Origin of the sequence: Massilia haematophila, assembly GCF_042647645.1 — a bacterium.
Classification (GTDB): domain Bacteria; phylum Pseudomonadota; class Gammaproteobacteria; order Burkholderiales; family Burkholderiaceae_D; genus Telluria; species Telluria haematophila.
Genome location: NZ_JBHRVV010000001.1, coordinates 5,016,086 through 5,026,980, shown reverse-complemented (window position 1 = coordinate 5,026,980; position 10,895 = coordinate 5,016,086). Strand labels below are relative to the sequence as shown.

The window sequence follows — 10,895 nt, the reverse complement described above, 5'->3', positions numbered from 1 at the left end:
CGGCGCGGTTGCAGTGATTCAGCGGGAAACGATCGTGGAACTTTCTTTAACCTGTATTGCCTAATTCCTCGGGGACCCCGGTCCCAGGTCAAGGAGCGCATCATGGCAACGCATCTTTCCGCCCGGCGCTGGCAGGACCGCGTGATCCTGCTGCTGGGCCTCTGGCTGTTCGCCTCGCCCTGGGCGATGGGCTACCCGAGCGATTCGCCGCCGGCGCTCAACGCCTTCGTCGCCGGCGCCATCATGGCGGCGCTGGCCATCTTCGACGTCTACAAGACCACCATCTGGGCCGTGCTCGTGAACATCGTGGCCGGCGCCTGGGTGGCGGTGTCGCCCTGGCTGGTGGGCGTCGTCGGCGACCGGGCGATGAGCGCCAGCATGCTGGTCGTCGGGGTGGCGACGGTCGTCCTGGGATTATGGGAAATGCGGACCGATCCGGACCTGCATCAGCAGTGGGTGGGGGCGTGACGGGCAGGGCGTAGGGTGGGCACCCTGTGCCCACGCGTGACCTTTGCGTCATGTCGGCGCGAAAAGCAGGCCAACAATGCTCATCGTTCACGCGTGGGCACGGAGTGCCCACCCTACAACGCGTGGCGCACCACCTTGTCGCTCCACTCGAAGGCCGCCATCTCCAGTTCGACCAGTTCGTCGCCGCTGTCGGCCAGCTCGCCCAGCACCGGCAGCATGGCGTCGCCCTCCTCCATCTGTTCGAGCGACTCGGCCAGGCGCAGCAGTTCGCCGAAGAAGCCGCTGCGCTTGAGCAGCGCGGCTGCCACTTCGTCGCTGACCGGGATCTGCTCGACCAGGTCGGCCATCGGCACCGAGAACAGCGCATCCATCAGCGACATGATGCCGACCGTGAAGGCGACGTCGGCGACCTGGCGCTGGCCCGGGCGCAGACGCTGGGCCAGGAGTTCCATCAGGCGCGCGCGGGTGCTGGCGAGCATCAGGAGCGGCGTCATCGCGTGGCCGCGCGTGCCCGGCTCGGCATACAACATGATCTGCAGCCAGCGCTGCAGCTGGCGCCGCCCAAGCACGAGCAGGGCCTGGCTGAGCGAATCGATGCGCTGGCCCAGGCCGGCCGCCGGCGTGTTCACGATGCGCAGCAGATTGACCGAGAGCGGCACGTCGCGCTTGATGGCGCGCTCGATGTCGATGTGGTCGGCGTCCGAATCCACCAGGTGCATCAGCTCGACCAGGGCCTGCTGCGAGGGCGACAGCTTGCGCCCCGCCAGCACCGAGGGCTTGGCGAAATAATAGCCCTGGAAGTAATCGAAGCCAAGATCGAGGCAGGTGCGGTATTCGGTCTGGCTTTCGACCTTCTCGGCCACCAGCCGTTTTCCGGTGCCGCGCAGGCGCGGCACCAGGGACAGCATCGCCACCACCGGCGTGGCGCGCAGGTCGACCTTGACGTAGTCGAGCAGCGGCAGCAGCCGTCCCAGGCGCGCGCCGTGGCTGGACGCCTCGGCGGCGAAGCGGAAGCCGTGCCCGGCCAGCTCGGCCAGGCGCCACAGCACCGCGTCGCTCGCCTCCACCGAGGCGGCCAGTTCGAGCACGGTGCGCTCGCGCGGCAGGAAGGCGAAGATATCGCTCATCAACACCTCGGTGTCGACATTCAGGAAGGCGAGCGCATCGCCGATCGCGCGCGGCAGGCCCAGCTGGGCCGCGTGGGCCAGCACCCCGCTCGTGGCGGCCAGCGCCGAATCGATCTCGGCGCCACCGTCCTGGCGGTTGCGGAACAGCAGTTCGTAGCCGAACAGGGCCTGGTTGCGGTCGAGCAGCGGCTGGCGCGCCAGGTAGAAATTACGGAGTTGCAGAGGCTGGGATGCCTGGTCGAGGCTGGCGGTATCGGTCATCGCGTTCCCGTGGTCGGTTCAAGCTGCTCACTCTACCTGATTCTCGACGGTTAGTGGCTTTTTGGCATCGCCATGAAGCAAAAAAAGATGCCGGAATGCTAAATTGACGCCGCCTGCAGCGCGCCGTCGACGAACAGTTTCAGTTCGCCCGGAGCGAAATGGGTCCAGGTTTCGTTGGTGGTCAGCGGCTCGGTGACGATGATCGCGACCCGGTCGTTGGGCGTGGTCACCTGCGAGAAATCGACGGACAAGTCTTCGTCGGACAGGCAGGCCGAGGCGAACGGATACTTGCGCACGACGTAGCACAGCTTGGTCGAGCAATGCGCGAACAGGGCGGTGCCGTCGGACAGCATCATGTTGAAGGTCCCGTAGGCGGCGATCCCGCGCACCAGCTCCTCCAGGGCGGCATGCAGCGCGGCGCGGTCGGGCGCCGTGTCGCCGAAGCGGCGCCGCAATTCCTGCAGCAGGAAGCAGAAGGCCAGCTCGCTGTCGGTGGTGCCGACCGGACGGAAGGCGCCGTCGAGCGCGGGCGCGAATTCCTTCAGGTCGCCGTTGTGGGCGAACACCCAGTAGCGGCCCCACAGTTCGCGCACGAAGGGATGGCAGTTCTCCAGTGCCACCTGGCCTTGCGTGGCCTTGCGGATATGGGCGATGACGTTGGTCGACTTGATCGGATAGCGCTTGATCAGTTCGGCAATGGGGGAAGCGATCGCGGCCTGGTGGTCGACGAAATGGCGTACGCCGGCGCCCTCGAAGAAGGCAATGCCCCAGCCATCGTGGTGGGTATCGGTGCGGCCGCCGCGGTGGGCGAAGCCGGTGAAGGAAAACACAATGTCCGTTGGAACATTGCAGTTCATTGCGAGAAGTTGGCACATGGCGCGCAGCTTACCATGTGTCAGAGACAGCATGCGGAAGGGACAGGGACCGCGCCGGCGTAACGGTCGGCGCGGCTTTCCTTGATCATTACTTCATATCGCTCGCTATGCGACGTGGTCCGCTTAATGCAGCACGACCGGTTGGCTCATCAGGGTATCGTAGGAACCCAGGAAATCGTCGATTTCCTCCATGGTCGGCTCGCTGGCGATCAGGTTGTTGACGTCGCGCCGGAACGATTGTGCCAGTTTGCCGCCGATGAACGCTTCGCGACGGCCGGCTTTGTCGACGATCTCGTAACCACCGAAGCGCAGGGCTTCGAGGTCGCGATCGACGCCAAATTCGACCACGCTGTACTGTTCGCTGTTATAGATCATGTTCATGATGACTCCTTCTCTCGATCAGAGTGTTGGACCAGCCGCGCGGCGGCGGGCGGCTGGCTTTCGACTTCAGTGAAGAGGTGGGGCTGCGCGAACCGATTTCAAGAGTGCCGGTCCGGCGTCAGTTTCAACAGCTGATCGTATGGTGCGCTGCTTAACCATGATCGCAACTGACCCAGGTGCTCGTCGCTGGCCATGCCGACGAAGAGACGCTTCGGGCGTTGGCGCAGGAGACGATTCAATGTAACACGCATCACCAGATTGCCGGCGCAGCATAGGCAACCCGGTGCAATGCGGGCGATCAAGAGCGAATCGGAAGCGTCGAGAACGGGGCTGCCGTCGGGCAGGCCTTCCAGAATGACGGCGGATGCACCATTTTGGTGCAGAGTTGACTCGGCCAGGGCGGCGGCGATCGCCGCCTCGCGCCGGCTGGCGCTGGCGCCGGTGACGAGGGTGGCGGGGATGGGGGCGTGCGGTCCCGTCATCCCCCGCGCTTGCCGAGCTTGCCCGGCTCGACGCCAAGCTGCTTGAGCTTGCGGTACAGGTGGGTGCGTTCCAGGCCGGTCTTCTCGGCCACGCGCGTCATGCTGCCGCCCTCGCGCCCCAGGTGGTGCTCGAAGTACATGCGCTCGAAGGCGTCGCGCGCTTCGCGCAGCGGCAGGTCGAAGGAAAGCGTGTAGCCCTGGGTTTCGCCATGGCCGATGACGCCGGCCACGCCGACCCGCGCGCCGTTGAGCGGCGCCGGCATCGGCGGCGGCGCATACATCGGCGCGCTGGCGGGCAGGCTTTCCACGATCGGCGGCGGCATGCTCGGGCGCGGCGGCGGGCTCGGCGCACGCGCCACTTCCTGGGCGCGGGTCAGGCCCTGCTGCACCGCCTTCAGCAGCTTTTGCAGGGCGATCGGTTTTTCGAGGAAGTTCAGGGCGCCGATGCGGGTGGCCTCGACCGCCGTATCGATGGTCGCGTGGCCGGACATCATGATGACCGGCATGGTCAGCAGGCCGTCGCGCTGCCATTCCTTGAGCAGGGTGACGCCGTCGGTATCCGGCATCCAGATATCGAGCAGGACCAGGTCGGGCGCACCGGCCGCGCGCGCCTCGCGCGCCTGCTGCGCGTTTTCCGCCAGCGTGATTGCGTGGCCTTCGTCTCCCAAAATTTCCGAGAGCAGCTCGCGGATGCCCATTTCATCATCAACTACGAGTATGTTCGCCATCTTTTCGCCTTCCTGTCTCCACCCGTTGAGCGTGTGAAAAAATCGCCATGGCTTCGTTGCATCGTCTCGCCGTACCCTCGTACTGTCTTCGCGGTCCGCCGCTGCGGCGATACGCCTTGCCCTGACGATTTTTTCAAACGCTCGTTGCAAGTCGTGATTTTCCAGCCGTGATTTTATGCCCGATTGACGCTTTCGGCCAAGTTCGCCTCTTGGGCTAACTTTAACAGCAAAATGAATACCGACGCGCCACTTCCGTCTGGACGGTTCTGGATATCGATGCGGCCGCCATGTTCGTCGATGATCTTCTTCACCATCGGCAGGCCGAGGCCGGTGCCGCGCGTCTTCGAGGTGACGTAGGGCTCGAAGGCGCGTGCCAGGATCTTCGGCGCGAATCCCGGGCCGTTGTCCATGATCGCCAGGCGCACCGCGAGGCCGGCCGCGCCGTCGGCGCCGGTGTAGTGGATGATCTCGGTGGCGACGTCGATGCGCGGCGCCGGCGCTTCCGGGCCGCGGTCGACCAGGGCGTCCTGGGCGTTCTGCAGCAGGTTGTGGATCACCTGGCGCAGCTGGGTCGGGTCGCCCATCACGCGCGGCAGCTGCGGCGTCAGCGTGGCATGGATGATGTCGGACGCGTCCTCGGCCAGGTAGAGGCTGAGGATTTCCTCGATCAGCGCATTCAGGTCAAGGGGCTCGAGCACCGCCGGCGGCGTGCGCGCGTAGTCGCGGAAGTCGTCGACCATGCGCTTCATCGCGTCGACTTGGTTGACGATGGTGCTCGTGGCGCGTGCCAGCAGCGCGGCATCGGGCGCTTCCAGCTTGTCTTCCAGCTTCATCTGCAATCGTTCGGCCGAGAGCTGGATCGGCGTCAGCGGATTCTTGATCTCGTGCGCCAGGCGCCGCGCGACCTCGCCCCAGGCCACCGAGCGCTGGGCCGAGATCACGTCGGAAATGTCGTCGAACACCACGATGAAGCCGCTTTCCACCCCCACCGGCAGGCGCGAGCCGCGCGCCAGCAGGGTCGTGTCGTGGTCCTCCCCCGGACGCGGGATCTCGATCTGCTGCTGCCAGTGGGTGCGCTGGCGCGTGCTGCCGGCGGCCGACTGCGCGCTCTGCGCGGAGAAGGCGCGCGTGACGGCGTTGGCGAAGGTTTCCAGGCCCTCGATCCGGTTCAGCGGACCGTTCAGGTGGCAGTGCTCCATCTGCAGGATGCGGCAGGCGGCGTCGTTCGAGTTCACGACCGTGCCTTCGGCATCGAGCACCAGCACGCCGGCCGACATGTTGGCCAGCACCGATTCCAGGTGGGCCTTGGCGCTTTGCAGCGCGGCGCGGTTGCGCTCGACGGCGCTCCTGGCCTCGAACAGCTGGCCGGTCATGGCGTTGAAGGACTGGGTCAGGGTGCCCAGCTCGTCGTCGGTCTCGACGATCGGGCGCGGCGACAGGTCGCCCTCGGCCACCGCTTGCGTGCCTTCGGCCAGCACCAGCAGCGGCTGCGCCAGGTTCCCCGCGATCAGCACCGCGCTGCCGATGGCGCCGAAGATCGCCAGCAGCAAGGTGAGCGTGAGCGTGTTGATGTACATCTGGCGCAAGCCTTCGCGCGCCACCGAGCGCTGGCGATACTCGCTAAAGGCGCTCCTGAGCACCTCGGCGTTCGTGGCCAGGTTGACCGGCACCGCCTGCATCATCTGCAGGTAGCGCGGCGCGGCGCCGGGCGGCTCGGGCACCGCCAGCACCACGCGCAGGCGCAGGCCGGTCGCGGCGTCGAGCGCGTTCGGCTCCTCGCCGCCTTCGTCGCGGAAATCGAGTTCGATGCCGCCCTCGGGCCGTGCATACCCGCCCGGCATGGCGGCCTGGCGCAGCATCTGCGGCGTGGGAAGGTCGGGCGTGAGGTCGGCGCGCCGGTCGGCACTGGCGCTGGCAACCAGCCTGCCGTCGGCGTCGATCAGCATCGCGCTTTGCATGCCGTTGCTGTCGGTGATGGTTTGCGACAGCACCAGCTGGGCGCCGATGTCGGGCTGGCCCGACAGCGTGGCGGCCACGGTCTGGGTATTGGCGACCAGCCCGGCCTGCGCTTCGTCAAGGGCGGCGCGGCCCAGGTTCAGGCCGGACGAGAGCGCGGCCTCGATCTTGACGTCGAACCAGGATTCGATCGAGTGCGAGACGAACTGCACCGACACCATGAAGATGATCAGGCCCGGCAGGATGCCGATGCCGGCGAACAGCAGCACCAGCCGCGCCATCAGGCGCGAGCCGAAGCGCTTGGCTTTATAACGCGAATACAGGCGGCCGAGCGCCACCACCACCAGGATCAGCAGCAGGAAGGCAATGGTGGCGTTCAGGCCCAGCAGCCAGGCGTAGTAGCGGTCGAAGAAGCCGGAGTTGTTCGAGGCCGAGGCGAGCAGGAACAGCAGGATCGAGACGACCGCCCCGCCGACCACCAGCGCGTAGCGCATGGCCTGGTTCACGCCTTACTCCGCACGGTAATTGAAGGTCTTCCTGTTCGAGGCGAGACGCCAGTCGGAGTTGGAGAACGCGCTCACCTGCAAGGGCTTCTGCAGGTAGTCGCGGTCCATGAACATGCGCAGGCTGACCTCGTAGGTCTCGCCGTGCTTGAGCGCGTTCCTGGGTGCGATCAGCCAGCGCCCCGGGCGGCGGATCTGGAACATCGCCTCGTCCAGGGTCTGGAAGGTCTGCTGCACGCTGCCGACCGCCGCCACGTAGTACTGGCGCAGCAGGACGTCGTAGGAAATGCTCACGGTACGCCGCGCAAACACGGCGCGGTCGTCGCGCCACCACCAGCGCGGGCGCACCAGCTCGATTTCGGTCGTGAAGTACAGCTTGATGCCGTGCTGCAGGGCGTCCTCGAGGTCGCGGCTCAGTTCGAACGAATAGTTGGCGGCGAGGCGATAGCCGTCGTCGGAGGCCTCGATTTTCGCCATCGTGATGTCGATCCCGTCGGCCGCCTGCGCCGTTGCGCACGCGAAGACCAGCAGCAACTGGCAGGCGAGGAGGCGGAAAAATCGTAAAGTCACAGGTGGGCCGGAACCTAAATTAATCGAGCTTGTTATGGATGTCTCACGCCCCCTTCTTGTGGAAAAGGGCATAGAACAGACCGTCATGATCCAGCCCGGCGCCGCTCGATGGAAGCAGCTGGCCCGGCGCTTCGAGGCGGGTGGCATCAATGTGGCGCGCCGCAAACGCGGCCGCCTGCGCCTCCGATTCCTGGGGCCAGAGCGAACATGTCACAAACAGCAATTTACCATCGGGCCGCAGCATCTGCCAAAGATTGTCGAGTATCTGCGCGGAAAGTGTTGTAAGTTGGCGCGTGTCGGTCTTGCGGCGCAGCCAGCGGATGTCCGGATGGCGCCGCACGATGCCCGACGCGGTGCAGGGCACGTCGGCCAGGATGCGGTCGTATTGACGGCCGTCCCACCAGCCGCTCGTCTGCGCTTCGGCCGCCACCAGCGTGGCCTGCAGCCCCAGCCGGCCGAGGTTGTCGCCCACGCGCGCCAGGCGCTGCGGATCGGCGTCGACCGAGGTCAGCTCGACGTCCGCCAGTTCGAGGATGTGGCCGCTCTTGCCGCCCGGCGCGGCGCAGGCGTCGAGCACGCGCATGCCGTCGGCCAGGTCGAGCAGCGGCGCCGCCAGCTGGGCGCCGGCGTCCTGGACCGAGGCCAGGCCGTCGTGGAAGCCCGGGATCTGGGCCACGTTCACGGCCTGCCGCAGGCGCAGGGCCTGCGGCCCGACCTGGTCGGCATGCAGCCCGGCCTCGTCCAGCAGGCGGGCATAATCCTCGACCGAGGTCTTGCGGGTATTCACGCGCAGGGTCAGCGGCGGATGGGTGTTGCCGGCCGCGAGGATCGCCTGCCAGTCGCGCGGGTAAGCCGCTTTCGTCGCGTCGATCCACCATTGCGGGTAGTTCCACTGGGCCAGCGGCTCGGCCAATGCGGCCTCGACCAGCGTGTCCCGTTCGCGCAGGAAGCGGCGCAGCACCGCGTTCACCATCGCCTTGGCGTGGGCAAAATCGGGGTGGCTCGCCGCCGCCGTCACCGCCTGGTCGACGACCGTAAACGCCTCGTACGGCGCGGCCTGCCCTTCCGGCGGGTCGAGCAGGGCCAGCGCGCAGCACAGCAGGCCGGCCAGCTGGGGCGCGTCCGGCGCCTTGGTCGTCATCAGGCCCAGCAGGGTCTCGCTGCGGCCCATCTGGCGCATGCTGCGATAGGACAGGTCCTGGATCGCGCCGCGCGTCTGGGGCGTGACGCCCCAGGCCTGGAACACGTGGGACAGCGCCTGCGGCAGCGCGGTACCGGCGCCGACCTGGGCGATCGCGTTGGCCGCGCCGAGCAGGGCCAGCGCCAGCGAATCGCCCGGGAGGTCAGGGCGGTAGTCGGACTGGAATTGCGGCTTGACCTCGTAGCTCGGACGCGGCTGCGGGACCGCACGCCTTGCCTCGGCCGGGGCCTGCGTGCGCTGCTCGGGACGCGGCGCCGGCCTGTCCTGCCCCGTTTCCCGGGTCCGCGCGGGCTGGCCCGACGGCTTGGCCGCCGGCTTCGCGAACTGGGCCGCGGGATTGCCCACCTTCTTCGGCGCCGGCTTGGCGGCGCTGCCGGACTTGGGTTTGATGGTGAGCGTGGGGCGCTTGTCGGTCATGGTTACGGGTCAATACGAAAAGCCTGCATTGTAACGGTTCAGCCTTTGGCGGTGCTTAAACAACAGGCGCCATGCGGCCGCAGGCCGTATTCGCTGTTGCAGCAAACCAGTATAATGAATCCCTGTTTGCCGTGGCCGCGCCACCGCTCCATTCGAATTCACGGACCACTCACTGCGTATCATTTATGCTCGCCCAACAAAAACAAGAAATCGTTGCCCTGTTCCAGGCCGCCCTTGCGCCGATCGTTGCCGGCACCGATTTGACCCCTAATATCGTCCTGGAACGCCCGCGCGATCCCAGCCACGGCGACATCGCCTGCAACATCGCCATGCAGCTGGCCAAGCCTTTGAGGACCAACCCGCGCGAACTGGCCACCCGCCTGGTCGCCGCGCTGCTGGCCGAACCGAAGGCCGCCGGCCTGGTCGAATCGGCGGACGTCGCCGGTCCCGGCTTCATCAACCTGCGCGTGGCCGCCAGCGCCAAGCAGTCGGTGGTGCGCAGCATCCTGGAAGCCGGTGAAGCCTTTGGGCGCGGCAGCTCGGGCGCCGGCCACCATGCGATCATCGAATTCGTCTCGGCCAACCCGACCGGCCCGCTGCACGTCGGCCACGGCCGCCAGGCCGCGCTGGGCGACGCCCTGTCGGCGCTGTTCGAGTCGCAGGGCCACGAAGTGACCCGCGAGTTCTACTACAACGATGCCGGCGTGCAGATCGCCACCCTGGCCAACTCGGTCCAGGCGCGCGCGCGCGGCTTCAAGCCGGGCGACGCCGAGTGGCCCGAGTCGGCCTACAACGGCGACTACATCCAGGACATCGCCGACGACTTCCTGGCCAAGAAAACCGTTTCGGCCAGCGACGGCGAGCCGGCCACCGCCAGCGGTGACGTGAACGACATCGAATCGATCCGCCGCTTCGCGGTCACCTACCTGCGCAACGAGCAGGACCGCGACCTGCAGGCCTTCGGCGTCAAGTTCGACAATTACTATCTCGAGTCCTCGCTGTACGGCGACGGCAAGGTCGAGGCGGCGGTCCAGGCCCTGGTCGACGCCGGCGTCACCTACGAGCAGGACGGCGCGCTGTGGCTGAAAACGACCGACTACGGCGACGACAAGGACCGCGTGATGCGCAAGTCCGACGGCACCTACACCTATTTCGTGCCGGACGTGGCTTACCACATCCAGAAATTCCGCCGCGGCTTCGACCAGGCCATCAACATCCAGGGCAGCGACCACCACGGGACGATTGCGCGCGTGCGCGCCGGCCTGCAGGCGGTGAACATCGGCATCCCGCAGGGCTACCCGGACTACGTGCTGCACAAGATGGTCACCGTGATGAAGAACGGCGAAGAGGTCAAGATCTCGAAGCGCGCCGGCTCCTACGTCACCGTGCGCGACCTGATCGAATGGTCGGGCAACGGCGACATCACGCGCGGCCGCGACGCCGTGCGCTTCTTCCTCATCTCGCGCAAGGCCGACACCGAATTCGTGTTCGACGTCGACGTCGCCCTGAAGACCTCGGACGAGAACCCGGTCTATTACGTGCAGTACGCCCACGCGCGCATCTGCTCGGTGCTGGCCCAGTGGGGCGGCGACGAGTCGCAACTTGCCGGCGTCGACCTGGCGCCCCTGACCGCGCCGCGCGAAGCGACCCTGCTGAACACGCTGTCGGCCTATCCGGAAATGCTGGAGCGCGCAAAGGCCGAACTCGGCCCGCACCAGGTCGCCTTCTACCTGCGCGACCTGGCCGGCGAGCTGCACAGCTACTACAACGCCGAGCGCGTGCTCGTCGACGACGAGTCGGTCAAGATGGCGCGCCTGGCGCTGATGGCGGCGACCCGCCAGGTGCTGCGCAACGGCCTGGCCCTGATCGGCGTTTCGGCCCCGACCAAAATGGAACGCAACCCCACCGAACCACAAGAGTAAGCAC

10 protein-coding genes are annotated in these 10,895 nt (G+C 66.8%); 2 read left to right on the top strand and 8 right to left on the bottom strand.

Features of this window, described 5'->3' with window-relative positions; genetic code table 11:
* The first annotated feature begins 102 nt into the window (after positions 1-102).
* The gene (locus ACFOPH_RS22315; protein ID WP_379737314.1) at positions 103-468 is read left to right on the top strand and encodes an SPW repeat protein; all 366 of its coding nucleotides are present in this window, start codon (positions 103-105) and stop codon (positions 466-468) included.
* A 113-nt stretch (positions 469-581) separates the two neighbouring features.
* Here ACFOPH_RS22315 and ACFOPH_RS22310 read toward each other — a convergent pair whose 3' ends face one another.
* The 8 genes from ACFOPH_RS22310 to rsmB form a co-directional block, all read right to left on the bottom strand.
* On the bottom strand, positions 582-1,856 hold the full coding sequence (locus tag ACFOPH_RS22310) for an EAL and HDOD domain-containing protein (RefSeq protein ID WP_312548234.1): 1,275 nt from the start codon (positions 1,854-1,856) through the stop codon (positions 582-584).
* A gap of 98 nt (positions 1,857-1,954) precedes the next feature.
* Entirely contained in the window at positions 1,955-2,731 is a 777-nt protein-coding gene (locus ACFOPH_RS22305; protein ID WP_379737312.1) for a class II glutamine amidotransferase, read from the bottom strand.
* Between the two features lie 123 nt (positions 2,732-2,854).
* Positions 2,855-3,112 carry a BTH_I0359 family protein gene (locus tag ACFOPH_RS22300; protein WP_027865841.1) on the bottom strand — a complete coding sequence of 86 codons (258 nt, stop codon included), beginning with the start codon at positions 3,110-3,112 and terminating at the stop codon, positions 2,855-2,857.
* 98 nt (positions 3,113-3,210) lie between these two features.
* Positions 3,211-3,594 carry a GTPase gene (locus ACFOPH_RS22295; protein WP_312548237.1) on the bottom strand — a complete coding sequence of 128 codons (384 nt, stop codon included), beginning with the start codon at positions 3,592-3,594 and terminating at the stop codon, positions 3,211-3,213.
* Entirely contained in the window at positions 3,591-4,322 is a 732-nt protein-coding gene (locus ACFOPH_RS22290; protein ID WP_312548238.1) for a response regulator, read from the bottom strand. Before ACFOPH_RS22290 ends, ACFOPH_RS22295 begins: the two co-directional genes overlap by 4 nt.
* 173 nt (positions 4,323-4,495) lie before the next feature.
* Entirely contained in the window at positions 4,496-6,772 is a 2,277-nt protein-coding gene (locus tag ACFOPH_RS22285) for a sensor histidine kinase (RefSeq protein WP_379737985.1), read from the bottom strand.
* A 15-nt stretch (positions 6,773-6,787) separates the two neighbouring features.
* The gene (locus tag ACFOPH_RS22280; RefSeq protein WP_312548241.1) at positions 6,788-7,351 is read right to left on the bottom strand and encodes a DUF4390 domain-containing protein; all 564 of its coding nucleotides are present in this window, start codon (positions 7,349-7,351) and stop codon (positions 6,788-6,790) included.
* 43 nt (positions 7,352-7,394) lie between these two features.
* Positions 7,395-8,969 carry a 16S rRNA (cytosine(967)-C(5))-methyltransferase RsmB gene (rsmB, locus tag ACFOPH_RS22275; protein WP_312548242.1) on the bottom strand — a complete coding sequence of 525 codons (1,575 nt, stop codon included), beginning with the start codon at positions 8,967-8,969 and terminating at the stop codon, positions 7,395-7,397.
* A gap of 185 nt (positions 8,970-9,154) precedes the next feature.
* On the opposite strand from rsmB, the gene argS reads away from it, so the two are divergent.
* A complete protein-coding gene (gene argS / locus ACFOPH_RS22270) occupies positions 9,155-10,891 on the top strand; it encodes an arginine--tRNA ligase (RefSeq protein ID WP_379737309.1) in 1,737 nt (578 codons plus the stop codon).
* The last annotated feature ends 4 nt before the right edge of the window (positions 10,892-10,895 follow it).

What these genes read in the sequence shown, in the direction of transcription:
- ACFOPH_RS22315 (WP_379737314.1), top strand. Translation starts at nt 103, where the DNA reads ATGGCAACGCATCTTTCCGCCCGGCGCTGGCAGGACCGCGTGATCCTG.
- ACFOPH_RS22310 (WP_312548234.1), bottom strand. Translation starts at nt 1,856, where the DNA reads ATGACCGATACCGCCAGCCTCGACCAGGCATCCCAGCCTCTGCAACTC.
- ACFOPH_RS22305 (WP_379737312.1), bottom strand. Translation starts at nt 2,731, where the DNA reads ATGTGCCAACTTCTCGCAATGAACTGCAATGTTCCAACGGACATTGTG.
- ACFOPH_RS22300 (WP_027865841.1), bottom strand. Translation starts at nt 3,112, where the DNA reads ATGAACATGATCTATAACAGCGAACAGTACAGCGTGGTCGAATTTGGC.
- ACFOPH_RS22295 (WP_312548237.1), bottom strand. Translation starts at nt 3,594, where the DNA reads ATGACGGGACCGCACGCCCCCATCCCCGCCACCCTCGTCACCGGCGCC.
- ACFOPH_RS22290 (WP_312548238.1), bottom strand. Translation starts at nt 4,322, where the DNA reads ATGGCGAACATACTCGTAGTTGATGATGAAATGGGCATCCGCGAGCTG.
- ACFOPH_RS22285 (WP_379737985.1), bottom strand. Translation starts at nt 6,772, where the DNA reads ATGCGCTACGCGCTGGTGGTCGGCGGGGCGGTCGTCTCGATCCTGCTG.
- rsmB (WP_312548242.1), bottom strand. Translation starts at nt 8,969, where the DNA reads ATGACCGACAAGCGCCCCACGCTCACCATCAAACCCAAGTCCGGCAGC.
- argS (WP_379737309.1), top strand. Translation starts at nt 9,155, where the DNA reads ATGCTCGCCCAACAAAAACAAGAAATCGTTGCCCTGTTCCAGGCCGCC.